A 19,898-nucleotide genomic window follows, 5' to 3' on the forward strand; every position below is an offset into this window, starting at 1 on the left:
TCAAGGGATAAAAAAAAGTACCTTGTAGAGTATTTATTAATTGCTTTTAAGAGTAATTTATTTTACTATTAAGAAAAGGAGGAGGTAATATATGGATGATTTAAAGTTGAATGTATCACTATTAAGACGAAGAGTCCCGAACCTTACAAATGCTGCTCGCTCAGTTGGTCTTCGTCCTGCAACAGTCTCTAACCTTTGTACTGGTAAAATTCCAGTCGGACGCGCAGAAGTTCGAACAATAGTTGCTCTTGCATCACTGGCGAAGTGTAGTCTTGATGAATTAATTTTGAGAGGGGAGACGGTTGAAATGATTGAAACGAAGATAAAAGCATTAGATCTTTTTGCTCCTTTAGTTAAAGGAGGTACGGTTGGATTAATTGCACGACCAGGAATGGGCCAGTTAGTTGTATTAGCTGAATTATTTTATAGATTAAAAAGAGATGGATATACCATTATCGTACTTCAACCAATTAACAATGATCCTGGAGTAAGTGATATAACGAGTGAAGCTGATTTTGTAATAGACTCTATTGAAAGCGCTGCCGATAAAATCCTTGAATTGGGAGATAAAAAAGACATTATTTTCACTGCTGATCGTTCACATGTTTTATCGGGTGAGATGTTCGAACTACAAGAGAGGTTACAAAATCAAACACTAAAAACGGTTACAACTTTTCTTTTAGATATAAAGGGTGCTTCTGTTGACGAAGAACTCCCTTATGGACCACTTGATACGTTATGGCAATTTGATGCTGACTTAGCTGCACGACATAAATTCCCTGCAGTTAATCCGTTATATTCTACTTCTTCGGTTCTGGAAGGTTTACATCTAGATCAAAATCACCACTCAATTCAACAAAGAGCTCAAAAACTATTACGCAGATATCGTGAATTACGTTCATTAGTAAACGTGAAAGGTTTAAATGGTATTCCAGCTCTTGAAAAACAGACCTACCTAAGAGGGGAAAGATTAGAAGCATATTTAACTCAGCCATTTTATGTAGCCGAAGAATATACTGGAAAAAAAGGGGAGGATATAGACCTATTAGATACTTTAAAAGATGTACAAAAAATCATTGACGGTGGTACTGATTCAAGAAGTTTAGATTTACTACATTATATAGGCAAGCTGTAAGATGCATTAATAAATTTCAACACATAAAACTACTCTTAACGAACACACTAAACATATGTTCGGAGGTGGTTTAAATGGAAAACAAAAACTTTGAAGAAGTTTATCAGGAATACAGACAACAAGGAACTATTGATGCGAAGGCTGAGGCAACTTCAGACAGTAATTCCGAATTAGAACATATTGTTGCAGTCCGTAAGAATGAAGAAGATGATATTATTGCTTTTAAAACGAACTCTGGAAGAGAGTTAGATTATCTTACTGCTCTTGATGAGGCAAAAGCGGGTAAGATTGCACATGTTGATGTATTCCACAAATATGGAAGGGATATCATTAGAAGTGAACCAGATGGGATAAAAGACAATAACCTAGACCAATTACCAACATTTTAAACAGAATTGAAAAAGATATCAAAGTATGAATTTTCACTTCATCCTTTTTTGTATGGAAATCTACTCAAAACACTGACTATTATCCAAAGCATAATGTTATAATTTTATAGTGTATTTATTTATGATTTAACATCCATGGAAAATGAAAATATTTACTCCTAAGTGTGGAATGTGCGGAGAGCCACTTGACTCCTGCGGGATTTAGTGGTCTCGTGAGACCCCGCAGGCGCCCCTAAGGCGACGAGGAGGCTCACGGCCCACCCCGCGGAAAGCAAGTGGATCGCAGCACATGGAACTCGCCATCCTTAGTTATTTTCAAGGGAGACATTTGTTGTTTTATGAAAGGGGAACATAAAATGGTGATATGGTGGACATAAAGAAATCAATCCCACATAAAGTAACACTATTCACAATTACTTGGCCTATTTTTATCGAAGTATTTTTACAAGCATTTATGAAATTTTCCGATGTATTTATGCTTAGCTTTGTTTCTGATGACGCTGTTGCAGCTATTGGTGTTGTCAATCAAATAATGATGTTTACATTTGTTCTTTTTAACTTTACAGCAATGGGTTCAGGTGTGGTCGTAGCACAGTACATGGGTGCAAATAGGCCAAAGGACGTAAGTTTAACCATTGCTAATGCCATTGTAATTAACTTATTATTCGGTCTCTTTATTAGCGCAATGGTTGTTTTGTTTCGAAGTCAATTCCTAGATTTGTTTAATTTGGCACCTGAATTAATGAACTTCGCGAATACATATATGCTTATCGTTGGGTTTACACTTTTTACACAGGCATTAATGTTAACGATTTCATCAGTTCTTCAAGCGCAAGGGTTTACAAAAGATGTAATGTTTGTTGTTTTAGGTATGAACATCTTAAATATAATTGGAAATTATCTATTTATCTTCGGTAGATTTGGTGTCCCTAAACTTGGTGTAACTGGTGTCGCACTTTCTACTGCCACATGCAGTACATTAGCCATGATCACTTTGTTTGTGATCTTATATCGTCGAATGGAAGTAAAAATCAACTGGCAGGATTATTTTTATTTGAAGATTGAACATATTAAGAAAATATTAAAAATTGGGATACCGGCTGCAGGTGAACATCTTTCGTATAATATGATGCAAATTGTTATTACAATTTTTATTACTCTGTTGGGTGCCGCAGCTTTAGCCACTAAGGTATATACACAGAACTTATTAATGTTTATGGTTATTTTTTCAATGTCTATGTCAAAAGGAATGCAAATTTATATCGGTCAACTTGTCGGAGCCGGAAGGAAGGATGAAGCTTATCATCAAATGTTCCGAGGGCTGAAAATTGCTCTAGGTATTGCTTTATCGGTCGGGGTAGTCCTTGCGATTTCCGGGAAATTTTTATTCACTTTCTTTACTGATGAAGCTGAAATAATTGCTACTGGTTCTATTCTTCTAATTATCGGAGTCCTTTTAGAGCCTGGAAGAACCTCGAATCTAATTATCATAAGTGCATTAAGGGCTGCAGGAGATGCGCATTTTCCTGTAACAATTGGCATTTTATCTATGTGGGGGATAAGTGTGACAATGGCATATTTATTAGGAGTTCACCTTGGATTAGGATTAATTGGCATATGGATTGCCTTTTTAATGGATGAGTGGCTAAGAGCTGTAATTATGTATAAACGTTGGAAAAGTCGCAAATGGGAAAAAAAAGGACTTGTCGAGCCTATAAAATCCACTGCCTAATTTATGTATTAATAAGAAGGTATCATTACTTGGTACCTTCTTTGTTAAGGTTTACGTTGTTGAACATCACCTAAAAACCATAGAAATAATGAAAGAAGGATAACAAATGTGTTTAATCAATTTCGCATATAAAACCGATGATAATTATCAGTTAATAGTGTCTGCTAATCGAGATGAATTTTACAACAGACCAACGGCCCCTGCTAGTTATTGGAATGATGCAAAGCATGTGTTAGCAGGAAGAGATTTAGAAAAAATGGGTACATGGATGGGTGTTACTAAAACCGGTCGGTTTGCTGCTCTAACCAATTATAGAGACCCCAATGAGAATGGCAATAAACGAACTCGTGGTGAATTAGTCAGTCAATTTTTAATAAAGGAAGAACACCCGGAAAGCTATTTAAAAAACATCCAACTTAACAGAGAGCAATATCCTGGGTTTAATCTAATCCTTGGAGATATACATAGTCTTTATTTTTACTCCAATGTGCAAAATGAGATTATATTATTAAAACCAGGTATTTATGGTTTAAGTAACCATTTATTAGATACACCATGGCCTAAAGTACAACGAGGCAAAGATGGAATAAAAATGTGCTTAACAAACCCACCCTCAGATATGAAGGAATGCTTGTTCTCAACTCTTCAATACGCAGATTCAGCTCCGGATGAACAGTTACCTACAACAGGTATATCTATGGATTGGGAGCGAAAGCTATCACCCCTGTTTATTAAAACCCCTGAGTATGGAACAAGGTCCTCCACCGTTTTGTTTATGAATCATGAGAGTGTGATGTATACCGAAAGAGTATATGATAATGGAAACTTTGAAGAGTCGGAGTTTTCTTTTAAAATAGAAGGCTAAGATGAAAATGATGCACTTAGTAAGTTCTCAAGCGAGATGCTCTTTGAGTAAAATTCGAATTTTGGCAAAAAATAATCCTGAAGTAAAAACTTTGGAGGGATTATAGTGCCTAAAGTAGAAGTGTCCTGTGCTATTTCAAATTGCACCTTTTATGGAGAAGGTAATGTTTGTACTGCCGAAAAAATCATGGTCGAATTGGACAGCCATTCAAGATACGATACAGAAATGTCCTCCGAATTAGGTGAAAAAAACCATATTGATGAAGCAGACAATTCAGCTGAAACTTGTTGCAAGACATTTAAACCAAAAAAGTAAGCAAACATATAAAAATACGATTCCAGTTTGTTGGAATCGTATTTTTTTTATCCTTTCAGATTTCCCCTCAAATCATGATAAAGAAGAAAGTATATGGGTATATTAAAATTAACTATAAATAGTGGGAGGATATGGATTTGGCTAGTAATAAAAAGATATTATCTATTTTCGCTTTAGGTGGATTATTTGAGATTGGTAAAAACATGTATGCCATTCAATATGAAAATGACATAGTCGTTATTGATTGTGGAAATAAATTTCCGGATGAAAGCTTATTAGGAATCGATCTTATTGTTCCTGATGTTTCATACTTAGTTGAGAATAAAGATAAAATTAGAGCTTTAATCGTCACCCACGGACATGAAGATCATATTGGTGGTGTCCCATACTTTTTAAAAAAATTAAACGTACCTGTTTATGCAACCCGCTTTACCTTAGGTTTAATTGAGCTAAAATTGACGGAACACAAACTTCTAAGGGAAACTGAATTAGTGGAAATAAACTCATCATCAAAATTGTTATTAGGAAATATGGATGTAAGTTTCTTTAAAGTAAATCACAGTATTCCGGATTGCCTTGGAATCGTGTTCAACACCCCTGAGGGAAATATTGTACATACGGGAGACTTTAAATTCGATTTAACCCCTGCAAATGACGAGCATTCTGATATTCACAGAATGGCTGAGATTGGTAATCAAGGCGTATTACTTTTATTGTCAGAAAGTACGAACGCCGAACGTCCAGGTGCTACTCCTTCAGAACAGATGGTAGGGGACCATGTGGAAGAGGCCTTTAGAAAAGCAACACGCAAAGTCATTTTGTCTACCTTTGCGTCAAACATAAATCGTGTTCAACAAGTGGTTGATGCAGCTCATAAGACGAATCGGAAACTTGCATTACTAGGAAGAAGTATGGTCAATGTTGTTGATGTAGCAATGGAACGAGGATATTTACATGTTCCTGATAACATGTTAATTGATCAAAAACAAATTAATGACCTTCCACCTGAACAGGTTGCTATTTTATGTACCGGGAGTCAAGGTGAACCCATGGCAGCTCTTTCTAGACTATCAACTGGTAATTTCCGAGGAGTTGAAATTTTACCAGAAGATACAGTCATCTTTGCAGCAGGTCCAATCCCTGGGAATGAACGTAATGTTACTCGAATTGTAGATAACTTATTTTTGTTAGGAGCCAAAGTAATTTATGGATCAGGAAAAGGAATGCACGTTTCAGGACATGGATATCAGGAAGACCTGAAGTTGATGCTTACCTTAATGAAACCAAAGTATTTTATCCCAATTCACGGAGAATATCGAATGTTGCATTTGCACAAACAACTTGCAGAATCCGTAGGAGTTGAGGAAGGCAACACATTTGTCCTTAATAATGGAGATGTCGTTGATATTGAGGAAAAAGTGGCTAGACAAACTCGAAAAGTGCATGCAGGCAATACCTATGTAGATGGAATTGGGGTTGGTGAGGTCGGAGAAATTGTTTTAAGAGACCGTAAACAATTATCTGAAGACGGAATGCTTGTTACTATTCTAACAATGAGTAAAAACGATAAAAAGATGATATCTCAACCTGATACAATTTCTCGAGGATTTGTATATGTAAGAAACTCTGAAGAATTATTAAGGGAAATAGATCGCCTAATTTTAAAGACGGTAAATGACTTACAAAAAGCTAATAAAAATCAGTGGAATGAAATCAAACAAAACATCAAAAGATCCGTGGGACAATATATCTTTGCTGAAACAAAGAAAAAACCTATGATTTTACCGATTATTATTGAGGTTTAATATTGACTTAAAAGACAATTACATTTAAATGTAATTGTCTTTTTTTGCTGATTTCATATATCTTAGGTACTTTTGTAAGGTCTGTGAAAATTCATGCTGAAATAGCACTTCAAATAGGTAACCTAGTAACAATCTTATGAAAAAAGCCCTTCCTATTGAAACTAAAGAAGGAGAATATCCGGTTTCGATGAATTAGTTATGATAAGAGTTTTATTGTAATAATCGCATCCAACTATACTGAGTATATATATTTAAGTATAGAGCTACTTAATCAACCTACGTTTTTTCCATAAGGATAGAAACATAATAGTGAAAGGGGAACTATATGTTACATACAAAAATAGAAATAACTCAACAGCAGGAGACCGCTTCTTTAATTACTTATATTCTAAACAACCCATCAAACTCTAACCATAAACGACCAATGATTGTTATATGTCCTGGAGGCGGGTACCAACATACATCCGATCGAGAGGGAGAGCCTGTTGCTATTCGCTTCAACAGTATGGGGTATCATACATGTGTTTTAAAATATAGTGTAAAGCCCTCTGTCTTTCCTACCGCTCTTTGTCAATTAGCAAAAGCAGTTGGTTTGATTCGTGAACATAGTGAAGAATGGAATGTAGATTCCAACAAAATTATCATTTTAGGGTTTTCAGCAGGTGGTCATTTAGCAGGTAGTCTAGGTGTGTTTTGGAATAAGGAGATATTATTAAATTTACTTCCTTACCCTAATGAACAAATAAAACCAAACGGGTTAATATTATCTTATCCAGTGATTACTTCCGGAAACTATGCTCATCGAGGTAGTATTGAGGCGCTATTAGGAACTCATTCTACTAGCGAAGAATTTCTTGAACTCTTCTCATTAGATAAACAGGTTTCTATCGATACCCCACCTACATTCTTGTGGCATACCTATACTGATGCAGCCGTTCCCGTTCAGAATAGTTTTTTGTTTGCAAACGCACTATTAAATCACAGCATTCCTCTTGAAATGCATGTTTACCCAAAAGGGATACACGGTTTGTCACTTGGTACAGAAGAAACTAGAGTAAAAGATAATGAATACTCTATACAACCTGAAGTCACAAATTGGGTTGAAATGGCGGATAAGTGGGTTAGGGGTTTACAAGTTTAATTTTTTTGAACTGAATACATAATTTGTGAATAATTTTTCACATTTTATCATTAAAAATTATGTTAAAATATAATTTGTGAATGTAAATATAAAAGAATACTTGTAGAAAAAGCGGAGGACACTTATAGTGAAACGAAAAATCTTTGCGGTTATAGGATTAGCTTTCGTTAGTGTTGCAACATATATGTTTGTTGCAAACGACGAAAGTACTTCTATAGAAAATGAAAATATTAAGGAAATGGTACTTGATTTCAGTGTAGGAAATATAAAGGAAGGTCAGTCTGCATCGATTAGTTCACATCAACTAGTTGTAACAGACTCTGATGGAAGTCAGTTAAGTTATGACATTTCTAATGAGAACTTTTTTGTTTCCATCGCCCCGTATGTTGATCAAACCCACCCTTGAACGATTCATAATCTGACAGGTTGTCAGGGTGAGTTGGTAAACGAAGAGTTTGATATATATATTGAAGATGAAGATGGAAATGTGATTATGGATGAGACATCCAAATCCCATTCAAATGGGTTTATAGATTTATGGTTACCAAGAGACAAGAAGTTGCATGTAACAATTGGGCACGACGGTAAAACCGTACAGTCAAAGATATCCACATTTAAAGATGACAACACATGTATTACAACAATGCAATTAAAAGAAGTAAAGAATAGTTAGTTTGGCTTTATCAATAAGAGTTAATTACGGCAGCTATCACATTGGTAGCTGTTTTTTATGCTGTTCTCTCATTCTATTTAGCTTATTAACCATGGCTACCTATAATTCAATGATATTTCAACTATTCTTTTATATAAAAAGAGCATGTAACTCCTTCACAGATAATATAGTAAAAGTAACCAGCATCAACCATTGTTATCGCTTCCAACACGTTAACAACAGATGCCAGGCAAATATACTATTAATTTTTCAAATTAGAGGCGTCTATAAAAAGGAGGGATAAGATGCTACATATCGTTGCATGTATAAAACAGGTACCTGACACAAAAATCATCAAAATGAATCCAAAAACAAACACGATGGACAGAAGCAGCGCACCCGCTATTTTGAATCCTTATGATGCTCATGCGGTCGAAGAGGCTGTCCGAATTAGGGATCGATATGGTGGAACAGTTTCTGTTATCACAATGGGACCACCACCAGCCGTAAAAGCAATCAAAAAGTGTATTGAAATCGGTGCAGACGAAGGTTACATGATTTCTGATCGTGCATTTGCAGGAGCCGACACGTTAGCCACCAGCTATGCTATCACAAAAGCGATTGAAAAGATTTCTGAAATAAAACCAGTTGACCTTATTATTTGTGGAAAGATGACCATTGATGGTGACACTGGACAAGTCGGACCGGGAATTGCAAGACGTCTAGATATTCCACCCCTTACTTCTGTGAAAAAAGTGGTTGAGGTTAATAAAGAGGAAGGTTATGCAATTGTTCAACGAAAGCTGGAGGATGGATATGAAGTAATTCAATCAAGCTTACCTTGTTTATTCTCAGTGGAAAAAACAATCAATGAAGTTCCTTACTCCTCTTTTCCGAATATGCTTAAAGCAGCTCTTTATCATCCTACCATTTGGTCTGTGAATGATTTAAATGATATCGACCGAAAACAACTAGGTTTAAAAGGTTCTCCAACTATTGTTTCTAAAGTCTGGGCGCCCGCAAAACCCGAGGGTGGAAAAATACTTGAGGGTCATCCGAGAGAGCAGGTTGGACAAATACTCTCTGTGATTCTTGAGAAAAAAGAATTGTTTAGGGAGGATGCCTGATGGACTTTAAGGATTATCGAGGAGTATGGGTCTTTATTGAAGAAAAAGAGGGAGAAGTGGCTTCTGTATCATTAGAACTTTTGGGAGCTGGTCGAATCCTTGCTGATAAACGAGGTGTTGAATTAGCGGGGATATTAATTGGAGAAAACAATAAGCACCTGGCCAATACAGTTTATGAATATGGGGCTGATCTTGTTTATGTCTATGACCAACCCATATTTAAGAATTATCGAACAGAATCTTATATGAAAGCTTTATTAGCATGCTGCGAAGACCATAAACCAGAAATTATTCTTTTTGGTGCAACATCCACAGGAAAAGATCTTGCAAGTGCCATAGCTACAGACCTTCCTACAGGACTAACAGCGGACACAACAGAACTAGATGTAGAGGCAGACACTGGATTGCTGTTAGCAAGTAGACCCGCTTTTGGAGGCAATATTATGGCTACTATTTTGTGTAAAAAATATCGCCCACAAATGGCGACTGTTCGACCAAAAGTAATGAAAGCGTTAACAAGAGAGATAGGGCGGACAGGCAAACTAATTGAAAAACATATTTCCTTAAACGAAACAGATATCCGTACGAAAGTGTTAGAGATTGTGAGAGAAACAACTAAGAAGGTACGAATAGACGAGGCAGATATAGTTGTTGCGGGTGGGAAAGGTCTAGGAAGTGCTGAGGGGTTTCAGCTAATTCATCATCTGGCAGACGTGCTGGGAGGAGTAGTAGGAGCAAGTCGTGATGTAGTCGAAGCTGGTTGGATTGAGCACCATCACCAAGTTGGTCAAACAGGCTTAACTGTTACACCAAAGCTATATTTTGCGATTGGTATTTCCGGTGCGATTCAGCACATTGTTGGAATGCGAAACTCAGGTACAATTATTGCCATCAATATTGACCCTGATGCAGCCATTTTTCAGTCTTGTCATTATGGAATTGTTGGTGATGCTTTTGAAATTGTTCCTTTGTTGATTGAAGAATTTAAAAATGCTTTACCAAGATCGGGGGTTAGTCATGTCTGAGAAATTTGATTGTATTGTTGTTGGAGCGGGACCCGCTGGAATTTCATGTGCTTTTGAATTAGCAAAAGGAGGAGCAAATGTACTTCTTATAGAGCGAGGGGAATATCCAGGTTCTAAAAATGTGATGGGCGGTGTTTTATATCGAAAAATGATGGAGGATATTATCCCGGATTTTTATAAAGAAGCTCCATTAGAGCGCCCTATCGTTGAGCAACGATTTATGATGATGGATAAAGAATCTGCAATAACTGTTGGTTATAAAGGAATGGAATGGGGGAAAGAACCTTACAACAATTTTACTGTTTTACGAGCAAAGTTTGATCAATGGTTTGCAGATAAGGCAGTGGAGCAAGGGGCAATTTTAGTTAACGAGACGGTTGTTTTGGAATGCATTGTAGAAAACGGAAAGGTAATAGGGGTACGAACAGACAGGCCTAATGGTGACGTCTATGCCGATGTTGTTGTATTAGCTGATGGGGTTAACTCTTTACTGGCTCAATCTCTAGGTTTTCATAAGGAATACAAGCCAGATGAAGTGGCTTTAGCTACTATGGAAATATTGAAACTCGATAAAAAAATAATTGAAGATCGATTTAATTTGGAAAATAACCAGGGGTGCACAATTGAATTATTCGGAGATGCTACAAAGGGAATTTTAGGTACTGGATTCCTTTATACCAATAAAGATTCACTCAGTATTGGTGTTGGTACACTACTCTCAGGTTTAATTAAACATAAGATCAAACCGTACGAATTACTTGAGTATGTAAAAAATCATCCAATGATTCGTCCTTACATTCAAGGAAGTGAGCCACAGGAGTATCTAGCACATCTGATTCCTGAAGGTGGTTACAAATCAATGGGGAAAATAGTTGGAGATGGAGTAATTGTCATTGGAGACGCTTCACAATTAGTGAATGCCATTCATAGAGAAGGATCAAATCTTGCAATGACATCTGGTAGACTTGCGGCAGAAACGATTTTACTAGCAAAAGAGGCCGATGATTTCTCTGAAAACATGCTTAAAATGTACCGCACTAAATTGATGGAAGGCTTTGTTGGCCAGGATATGAAGAAATATAAGGATTCGACACATCATTTTAATAAATTCCCTCAATACTTTGACCAATACATTCCAATGATAAACAAAGCTGCAAGTCAAATGTTTACTGTAGACGGCACTTCTAAATGGGAAAAGCAGAAAAAGATTATTAAAGATATTGGTTCAACTAGAGAAAAAATGAAGATTGCACGTGATGTCTATAAAGCTTGGAAGGTGATGAAATAAATGAGCGAACAGAACAAAGGTCAATCCATCGAAGAAAAACAATACCTTGTTCGGTTTAACGCAGATACAAAATCACATCTTCATGTAAAAGACACCGACATATGTATGACTAAGTGTCCTGATAAAATTTGCACCATATTCTGTCCAGCAGAAATTTACAAATGGGAAGATATTCGAATGCATATCGGTTATGAAGGCTGTCATGAGTGTGGGAGCTGTAGAATTGGGTGCCCTCATCAGAATATTAAATGGGAGTATCCAAAAGGTGGCCATGGGATTGTGTTTAGGTTAGGGTAATACGATAACTGTATATCTGAGGGACTAACCATTTGGTAGTCCTTTTTATTGTGGGATTTTAAGAGGATGAAAACTTCAGAACTTGTAAAAACATTCACATAGATGACCAAAAAGAAATCCAAGAAGGAATTTCTATAAATCTATCTTTTTAACTTTTAGGTTATGGACTGTCACTAGCTGATCCTGCAAGGCCAATTGCTCAAGCCCTTTTGAAAAGTCATAAGCTTCATTAAATGTGTGTAAAGACTCCGATACAAAATAGGGGAATGAATAGTCGTAATAACCATCTACCCATATAGGAAAAATAATGACTTTCCATTGAATTTGCTTTTCATCAATCTCATCACCATTTAAGGCGATTAACCAGTGTGAAACATCCTCAAAGAGATTTGAGTCTCTTTCTATATCTGAATCTGAATCAATAAACATATTGTTCATTGTTAACCGATCATTTTCACCTACTAAGATCGGTGTTTTTTGATAAAACTCTCTAAAATTAATCACTACTTTCATGACGTCTCTCCTTTATAGATAAATTTATAGTGCGTCGCTATGAATGCGCTTACACATTGAAACAGGATGGAAATTAGAGGTTTATTTTAAGTATATGTTGGTACAGCAAAAAAAGATTTATATTTTTAGGGATATTAAAAAATAATCTATTGTAATTCAAAAGCGAAAGAATCATACAAGCAATCCTACAGTATAAATGAGAAGAAAGACTAGAAGAAAGGGGAAGTGAATATGACTGTTAATCCAGAGGAAGGCTCCCCTGTTGGTTCAATTAACGTAGTTGACTCTTCACCATTAAACTGGCTATATACGTTATTTCATGCAGTGGAAGAGGCTGTTGGTGCAGATCATCAGGGGAGAATTATACCCTCTTTAGCAAAGAAAGTTCATTGGGTTGATGAAACAACGCTTGAACTAGAATTAAGAAAAGGTGTGCGTTTTCATAACAACGAGCCCTTCAACGCGGATTATGTTCTTCGTGCGTTCAATGAAATAAAGCCTTGGATTGCCCCACACCCACCAGGTACTTGGGTCAACCTTCCTGATGGTACAAGACTTGAAAAGGAAGATTTGTATAAGGTTCGTTATTACTTTCCAAAACCAGAGGGCTTAGCTCTTGGGAAACTGCGAGCACACCATTTCACCAATATGCTTTTTTGGAATCAACTTGGTTTCGGATATAAAAAACTTGGTACAGCTGAAGGTCATTGGTGAGTACTTGACGCACCAGGCCCGTGGGGTACTGGACCATTTGTTTTATCTGAAGGATATTCTTCTATTAATAATTTCCAATCGATCATTAATAAGAAACCCTTCTCCTCGACTTGGTTTACTATAAATGAAGATCGAAGCCCATACGTTGTTCTTCATGCAAACCCATCTTATTGGGATAAGAAAAGAGGTCCTAAATTGCAGTCGATTGTCTTTCGAAACGATCTTACAAAAGACGAGGCCTTATATCTTTGCTTGAACACTGAAGGGGAGGTTGATCTCGTTACAAATGTCCAGCCGGAACATGCCCGTTTTGTTCATTCTTCACCATATGCCAAATTAATACATATAGGAGGTAACCGGGTTCTAGCTGGGACATTCAACCGTTATCAAGATGATGTTAATTTTAATGATCGGAACCTTCGTCTTGCACTTAATTTGGCAATAAACCGTACGCAAATTGTTAATGACGGATTCTATGGATATGCGGATCTTGTTCCAGCACTAACACCACCTTGGGCATTTGATTTTCCGGAGGAGTTAATCCCTACTGGGCAAAATTCACAGCTAGCTCGGCAGTTATTACAGGAAGCACAATGGCCTGAAGGTCGGGTTTTGAGAATTGCAACTCCTAAGTCCTTCGAAAATGTGGCAAGAATCATTGCCTCTCAAATGACAATCTCTTTGCAAATTAAAGTTGAGGTAAATGTGATTTTACCCGAAGAAGAACTAAAATGGAAAAGAGTATTAGCCGAGAAAAAATTAATACCCAATTGGGACATTTTCTTAGCTAATCCTTATGCCTTGTTTTATGAAGGAACTCCAGCATACTTTCATAGAGAATTTTTGGGAATTGATGGTGCATTTCGAGCGGGGCCAACACTCCCCGAGTTTGATGAGTTATTTGAGGATATGGCTTCGGAAACAGATCAGCAATTGTTACTAGAGAAAGCAAAAAACGTTGATCGATTCGTATTCAATGAAGCGTTAGCTCTTTTCTTATGTGCACCTCATGACCTTTATGCTGTGAATAGACATGTTAAATTTAAACCTTATCGAACTACATTTGAGCTAATCGATACTGAAGTAACTGAACTGCATTGGTCCAGGAATTCTTTTTTATAAAAGTAGTTGTAAGTGGTTGATCAGAGTTAGTCATCTCTCTAACTTATGGATCAGCCTTTTTTAATTTGAATCATAATATCAATTTGTATTTAGAGGTATTCACTTAAAAGTGTTGAATTTTATTATTATAGAGTTTTCGAGAATTTTGTTGTTTTTGAATAGTCTTTAAAATTCACTAAGTACTAGGTAAGTGTCAGCTTTTCTTCCTGAACTAAAACCGAACTTTAAAAAATTGTTTTAACTATGTTTTTCATTCACAACAATCTTTCTGGAAAGAGCCTAGATAAAAAAACATAAAGGATAAAGGAGTCGTTTTATGGAATCAATAACAGATATAAAAATTTTGGCAGAAAAAGTGAAAGCAAACATTCAAAAAGTAATGGTTGGTAAGGAAGAAACCATTAATCAACTTCTCGTAGCCCTTATTTCTTCAGGTCACGTTTTATTAGAAGATGTACCTGGAACTGGGAAGACGTTATTAGCAAAATCTATGGCGAAATCATTAGCTTGTACTTTTAAGCGCATACAATTCACACCAGATTTATTACCATCAGATATTTCTGGAATTAACTTTTACAATCAAAAAAAGGGAGAGTTCGAATTTCGGCCTGGTCCTATTTTTTCAAATATTATCTTAGCAGACGAGATTAACCGTGCTACTCCTAGAACTCAGTCAAGCTTGCTGGAAGCAATGGAGGAAAAACAAGTGACTATTGATGGAGAGACTCACTCTCTACAACCTCCTTTCATGGTTATCGCTACTCAAAATCCAATTGACAGTCAAGGAACTTTTCCTTTACCAGAAGCACAATTAGATCGTTTTTTATTAAAAGTACATTTAGGATATCCAACAAAAGAAGAGGGGATGCAAATCTTAAAACGCTTTAAGGAGAACAATCCTTTTGAAGCTATAAATGAAGTTGTAACAATTGAAGACATAAGGGAGGCTGGGAGACTATATTCTAGGGTGTATGTAAGCGATGACATACTAGGATATATGATGGATATCGTAGAGGCTACTAGAAACCATCCCGAGATTGTTTTAGGTGTTAGTCCTCGTGGAAGTCAAGCATTGTTAAAGGCTGTTCAAGTGTATGCTCTTATAAACGGTAGAGATTATGTAATTCCAGATGATATAAAAGCATTGGTCAAACCCGTACTCGCACATCGTTTGGTAATTAGCCATTCTGTCAGAGTAAAAGGAAATGGAGTGACTAGCATATTAAATGAGCTAGTTCAACAAATCCCTGTTCCTTCTGAAGAAGAAATCGTAAAAGGCTCCTATTAATCATGAGTATTCCTTGGCTACTATTTGCTACAGTAATTGTTGCCTTTATTCAAAGCATTATCTTTCATAAATGGGGCTTAACTAATATTGAATATAAACGAGTATTTAGTCAAAAGACAGCGTTTGAAGGGGAAGAGATTGAAATGATTGATCAAATCTCAAACCGTAAGCTTCTCCCCGTTTTTTGGCTTCGCTTAGAATCAAAAATAAATACAACCCTTAAATTTGATAAAAAAACTCAACCTAATATAGAAATTCACGATGAGGAGTTTCATCGAAGCTTCTTTAGTTTTCTTCCTTATCAAAGAATTACCAGAAAGCAAAAGGTAACTTGTATGAAACGGGGATATTTTCGTTTTAAAACCGTATCTATCTCCACAGGTGATTTATTGGGTTTTGGAGAAACATTTAAAAGCTTACATGCCATGGCTGAAATTAAAATTTACCCAAAAATCTTATCTATGGATGAGATTCCATTACCTACACATAGTTGGTTAGGAGATCTTCTAGTAAAAAGGTGGATTATAGATGACCCATTTGTTCGTTCAGGTATACGTGATTATACCTATGGAGACTCATTAAGTTCTGTTAATTGGAAATCGACAGCACGAACAGGAGTGTTGCAAGTAAATAAAAATGATTTTTCAGCTGATCATCATTTGATGATTTACTTAAACTTTGATCAAACAGAGGATATCTGGAGACCAATAAATGATAAAGAAGTTATTGAAAAAGGAATTTCATATGCTGCCACAATCGGAGAGTATGCTATCTCCAAAGGGGTAAGTACTGGTTTTGGTTGTAACTCCTACCTCATAGATGACTTAACAACGTCTCCTATAAAAGAATCTGTTAGAATACACCCTAGTAGCGGGAACCAACAAACCACTCAGCTTTTTGATACGTTGGCAAAGCTAGAACTCGACATGACTTTAAGCTTTCATTACTTTTTAGATGAAGATATTGAGAATGAACTGAAAGGCACAGATATTCTTATTTTAACAAGTATATATACCGAAAGAATGAGGGAAAGAGTGGAGCAATTAGAAGCACTAGGGAACTCGGTAGAAATCCTCATGCTGTCAACTGAGGATAAGATTGCTGAAGTAGGTGATGTTAGGTGTTAACTAAATTAAAACTCTTTTTTACGAAATGGATTCAGACCACAATTGAACTACTTTTATTACTTCCGATTATAATGGTTGTTGGTGTTTATATTGTTCCTTCAACCTCAGTTTTCTTCTTTTGCATTATTCCTATTTTATTAGGGCTAGGTATTATAACTCGGATGATTATTGTTAATAAGAAGAGCTGGTTTTATGTAATAATTGCATTCATTGTAGGTTCTGCTATATCATTTTTATCTGAATTTGGTCTGCATATGATATTTTTATCATTGTTTTATGCTTGTTTAATGTATAGAGGAGTAATGTATGCAGAGTATCCTTGGAGCAAGCTTCTCCCAATTAGAATTCTATGGACTTTAGGTTTTTCTGTATATTTCATTTCATATTTTGTTTATCAATATTTTAATAAACTGACTCCTTTTTTAACCACTATAAGTTGGGGAGCGATAATATTTGTACTTATCACTCTTTTTATTTCAAACACTGAACATTTAAGACAAGCCACTTTATCCAAACAAGAAAAACCATATATAGGAAGGACACTTAAAGCACAGAACAAAGTTTTTATCATTTTAACCTTTATTACAGTTATTTTGATTGTAAATTTCAAGATTGTTCAGGATTCCATATTCCATATGGTTCGATCCTTCTTGATGGGAATAATATGGTTTATTTCCTTATTCCCAAGTGAACAAGGAACTGAAGATCGTGAACAACCACCTGAAAAACAACCTTTTGCTCCTATCAGTGAGACAAGTGAACCATCATTACTATCTCAAATTCTAAATTGGATGTTTATTGTTGGCGGAGTGATTATAGTAAGTATAACCATTATTGTTTTATTTTATTTCATCCTTAAAAAAGGGAAACAATGGCTTCAAGTATGCTTTAAGGGGATAATGACATTCCTCAACCGAGTTTTAAAAACAAACCAAGATTATGAAGAACAGAATCAATATATTGACGAAAAAGAAAGTTTGATTGACTGGAATAGGATAAATAAAAAGCTTTCAAAGGGCATCATTCAAAATGTGCTAAATCAAATGAAAAAGAAAAAGCTAACCACAAATAAAGAGAAAGTACGAGACATTTATTTGTCATTTGTATTATATCAAACAAAAAAGGGATATTTTTACAAATCTTCCAACACACCTAAAGAAACCCTAAATGATTTGAAAAAATCAAATAAAGGCAAAGAGAGGGAACTGTTAATTCTAGAAGATGTTTACAATCGAGCAAGATACAGTGAGAAACATATCACTAATGATGAAATCAAAGAGGTCTCATCATTAGCAGATAAGTAATAAGGTCTTAATCTTCTTTATTCTCGTTAATTACCACTAATACTTTTCAGAGAAGAATGAAAAATAAGAAGGTAATACAATTGATGAAATAAAGGAGGCATTAAAAATGATAAAAAGAAAGATTATAGCAATCGTAACAAGTGTATTTTTAATTACACTTGTTGGTTGTAATAACGCAAATCAAGGTATGGACAATGGAGATACTAATGGATATGGTACTTTAACAAATAGAGATAATAACAATAGAGACGGTTTTTTAACTAACAGAGGTGACGAACGCCTTGGAAACCTCGGAAATAGAGATAATAACGGGGGTTTTTTAACTAACCGTGAAAATAATCGATTTGGATTATTAGACCGTAATGAAGATGACGACCAGGATCTTAGAAACATTAATGAACTTACAGATAAAGAGCGTAACAATATTAATGGGGATAACAGTCCATTAACAGATATTTCGGCTGACAAAACGGGAACACCAAGTAATAAATATCCCCATACAAAGGCAATTCAAATTCAGGAAGCAAAATTTAAATATATAAAAATGGACAAAAATCAAATGAAAGAATTTCAAAATAAGTGGACCAAACAAGGAGCAAATAAAGGACAACAAGCAGCACCAGCTCCTAAAGAGGAGCAGCAACAAGAAACACCAAAGCAAGAACAAGCAACTCCAGCTCCTGAACAACCAGCACAACAGGAACAAGCTCCACAGCAAGAAGAAGCTAAAGCTCCTGAACAAACACAAGCAACTGAAGGCTTAAGTGAATTTGAACAAAGAGTTGTGGACTTAACAAACGCTGAAAGAAGTAAAAATGGATTACCAAACTTACAAGCCGATACTAAATTAAGTAGTGTTGCAAGAGAAAAATCGACCGATATGCAAAAAAATAACTACTTCTCTCATACAAGCCCAACATATGGTTCCCCATTTGATATGATGAGGGATTCAGGTGTTACTTACAAGACAGCAGGAGAAAACATTGCACAAGGTCAACAAACTCCTGAAGCAGTAGTTGAAGCTTGGATGAATAGTGAAGGACATCGAAAAAATATCTTAAGTAAAGATTTTACGCACATAGGTGTTGGGTATCAAAAAGCGGGACATCACTGGACTCAGATGTTCATAGGGAAATAAAAAAAGATGATTCAAAAGCAACATGCTTTTGAATCATTCTTTTTTCTAACGTTGGTTAATTAAAATCAGACTTTAGATTTACTTGATGACCACCTTTTACTTCGATAATGCGATTGTCCACACTAAGCCATACTGATGTTGCCGAAGGATTATAAACAAACTCACTGCCGGCTGAAAATTTGAGATTTTGGAATCCCTTTAAATAATCGATAATTTCAATATTTGTTGCATACCATATGTCGTCACGTTTTCCAATAAATTCACTAAACTTTTCTATTATATCCCAATTATTATCGTTATCGAATTCATAGCTATGACCCCACACATACATCATAAATAAATATTGTTTTTTGTGTAACTTCACAAAGGTATCAGCAACATTCATTAAATCTCTGTTATGATGACAGGTTGGATTCCATTCAAAAAAATCATCAGGCATTGAAAAGTTACCTGTACTATGTACTGTTCTAGAATATTCAATTCCCAAGTAAGGTAAAATCTCTTTAATCATTCGATTAAATGACCCGTTCGGATATGATAGACCTCGAACTGTGTACCCAGCTAGCCTTTCCAAATTTTTGCGATCCTCAAATAATTCTTCAACAAGCTGTTCTTTCGGCGATCTCGCAATCGTTGGATGTGTGACTGTGTGTGCAGCTATTTCATGCCCCTCATAAAGCCTTGCAATTTCATGCTCTGGAATTCGGTCATCAGAACCTAGAAGACCTGAATTAAGATGAAACGTTCCTTTTATTCCGTATTTGTTAAATATTTCAACAAGCTTTCTGTCAGCCGTTCTCCCATCATCATAACTCATCGTTAAAACCTTGTGCTTTCCTTCTGGAAAAGTGAGAATTACTTTTGGCATCTTAAACACCACCTCGTTTTCTTTAAGATATTACATAGTTCTAAATGATATTA

The 19,898-nt window shown here is 35.8% G+C and carries 20 protein-coding genes; 18 read left to right on the forward strand and 2 right to left on the reverse strand.

Going from position 1 to position 19,898, the window contains the following annotated elements:
* The first annotated feature begins 91 nt into the window (after positions 1-91).
* From BK579_RS14765 to BK579_RS14820, 12 genes are all read left to right on the forward strand, one after another.
* Positions 92-1,135 carry a F0F1 ATP synthase subunit beta gene (locus BK579_RS14765; RefSeq protein ID WP_078546718.1) on the forward strand — a complete coding sequence of 348 codons (1,044 nt, stop codon included), beginning with the start codon at positions 92-94 and terminating at the stop codon, positions 1,133-1,135.
* A 74-nt stretch (positions 1,136-1,209) separates the two neighbouring features.
* The gene (locus tag BK579_RS14770) at positions 1,210-1,524 is read left to right on the forward strand and encodes a DUF3892 domain-containing protein (RefSeq protein WP_078546720.1); all 315 of its coding nucleotides are present in this window, start codon (positions 1,210-1,212) and stop codon (positions 1,522-1,524) included.
* A gap of 367 nt (positions 1,525-1,891) precedes the next feature.
* Entirely contained in the window at positions 1,892-3,256 is a 1,365-nt protein-coding gene (locus tag BK579_RS14775) for an MATE family efflux transporter (RefSeq protein ID WP_235848438.1), read from the forward strand.
* 106 nt (positions 3,257-3,362) lie between these two features.
* On the forward strand, positions 3,363-4,121 hold the full coding sequence (locus BK579_RS14780; RefSeq protein ID WP_078546724.1) for an NRDE family protein: 759 nt from the start codon (positions 3,363-3,365) through the stop codon (positions 4,119-4,121).
* A 105-nt stretch (positions 4,122-4,226) separates the two neighbouring features.
* A complete protein-coding gene (locus BK579_RS14785) occupies positions 4,227-4,436 on the forward strand; it encodes a DUF1540 domain-containing protein (RefSeq protein WP_078546726.1) in 210 nt (69 codons plus the stop codon).
* A 131-nt stretch (positions 4,437-4,567) separates the two neighbouring features.
* Positions 4,568-6,241, forward strand: coding sequence for a ribonuclease J (locus BK579_RS14790; RefSeq protein WP_407936248.1), 1,674 nt, complete (start codon positions 4,568-4,570; stop codon positions 6,239-6,241).
* A 325-nt stretch (positions 6,242-6,566) separates the two neighbouring features.
* Positions 6,567-7,382: an alpha/beta hydrolase gene (locus BK579_RS14795; RefSeq protein WP_078546730.1), complete on the forward strand. Its 816-nt coding sequence runs from the start codon at positions 6,567-6,569 to the stop codon at positions 7,380-7,382.
* A gap of 127 nt (positions 7,383-7,509) precedes the next feature.
* Positions 7,510-8,055, forward strand: coding sequence for a CueP family metal-binding protein (locus tag BK579_RS14800; protein WP_169891153.1), 546 nt, complete (start codon positions 7,510-7,512; stop codon positions 8,053-8,055).
* Positions 8,056-8,339: 284 nt separating this feature from the next.
* Positions 8,340-9,161 carry an electron transfer flavoprotein subunit beta/FixA family protein gene (locus BK579_RS14805; protein WP_078546732.1) on the forward strand — a complete coding sequence of 274 codons (822 nt, stop codon included), beginning with the start codon at positions 8,340-8,342 and terminating at the stop codon, positions 9,159-9,161.
* Positions 9,161-10,186 (forward strand): electron transfer flavoprotein subunit alpha/FixB family protein, encoded by a 1,026-nt coding sequence (locus tag BK579_RS14810; protein ID WP_078546734.1) that lies wholly within the window; start codon positions 9,161-9,163, stop codon positions 10,184-10,186. Before BK579_RS14805 ends, BK579_RS14810 begins: the two co-directional genes overlap by 1 nt.
* On the forward strand, positions 10,179-11,474 hold the full coding sequence (locus tag BK579_RS14815) for an FAD-dependent oxidoreductase (RefSeq protein WP_078546736.1): 1,296 nt from the start codon (positions 10,179-10,181) through the stop codon (positions 11,472-11,474). The genes BK579_RS14810 and BK579_RS14815 overlap by 8 nt, the downstream gene beginning before the upstream one ends.
* Positions 11,475-11,771, forward strand: coding sequence for a ferredoxin family protein (locus BK579_RS14820; RefSeq protein WP_078546738.1), 297 nt, complete (start codon positions 11,475-11,477; stop codon positions 11,769-11,771).
* A 132-nt stretch (positions 11,772-11,903) separates the two neighbouring features.
* Here the strand turns inward: BK579_RS14820 and BK579_RS14825 are convergent, their stop codons facing one another.
* The gene (locus BK579_RS14825) at positions 11,904-12,284 is read right to left on the reverse strand and encodes a hypothetical protein (protein ID WP_078546740.1); all 381 of its coding nucleotides are present in this window, start codon (positions 12,282-12,284) and stop codon (positions 11,904-11,906) included.
* A 231-nt stretch (positions 12,285-12,515) separates the two neighbouring features.
* Here BK579_RS14825 and BK579_RS27065 point away from each other — a divergent pair, with 231 nt between their 5' ends.
* The 6 genes from BK579_RS27065 (at position 12,516) to BK579_RS27075 (ending at position 18,977) form a co-directional block, all read left to right on the forward strand.
* The gene (locus BK579_RS27065; RefSeq protein WP_078546742.1) at positions 12,516-12,998 is read left to right on the forward strand and encodes an ABC transporter substrate-binding protein; all 483 of its coding nucleotides are present in this window, start codon (positions 12,516-12,518) and stop codon (positions 12,996-12,998) included.
* A gap of 84 nt (positions 12,999-13,082) precedes the next feature.
* Positions 13,083-14,120 (forward strand): ABC transporter substrate-binding protein, encoded by a 1,038-nt coding sequence (locus BK579_RS27070; RefSeq protein WP_407936277.1) that lies wholly within the window; start codon positions 13,083-13,085, stop codon positions 14,118-14,120.
* Positions 14,121-14,436: 316 nt separating this feature from the next.
* Entirely contained in the window at positions 14,437-15,408 is a 972-nt protein-coding gene (locus tag BK579_RS14840; RefSeq protein ID WP_078546746.1) for an AAA family ATPase, read from the forward strand.
* A 2-nt stretch (positions 15,409-15,410) separates the two neighbouring features.
* Positions 15,411-16,535 (forward strand): DUF58 domain-containing protein, encoded by a 1,125-nt coding sequence (locus BK579_RS14845; RefSeq protein ID WP_078546748.1) that lies wholly within the window; start codon positions 15,411-15,413, stop codon positions 16,533-16,535.
* 161 nt (positions 16,536-16,696) lie between these two features.
* A complete protein-coding gene (locus tag BK579_RS14850; RefSeq protein ID WP_204524723.1) occupies positions 16,697-17,839 on the forward strand; it encodes a hypothetical protein in 1,143 nt (380 codons plus the stop codon).
* Positions 17,840-17,945: 106 nt separating this feature from the next.
* Entirely contained in the window at positions 17,946-18,977 is a 1,032-nt protein-coding gene (locus BK579_RS27075; protein WP_235848439.1) for a CAP domain-containing protein, read from the forward strand.
* Positions 18,978-19,032: 55 nt separating this feature from the next.
* Here the strand turns inward: BK579_RS27075 and BK579_RS14860 are convergent, their stop codons facing one another.
* Positions 19,033-19,845: a polysaccharide deacetylase family protein gene (locus BK579_RS14860; protein ID WP_078546752.1), complete on the reverse strand. Its 813-nt coding sequence runs from the start codon at positions 19,843-19,845 to the stop codon at positions 19,033-19,035.
* Between the last annotated feature and the right edge of the window lie 53 nt (positions 19,846-19,898).

The sequence above is a fragment of the Litchfieldia alkalitelluris genome, from assembly GCF_002019645.1.
GTDB classification, from domain to species: Bacteria; Bacillota; Bacilli; order Bacillales; family Bacillaceae_L; genus Litchfieldia; species Litchfieldia alkalitelluris.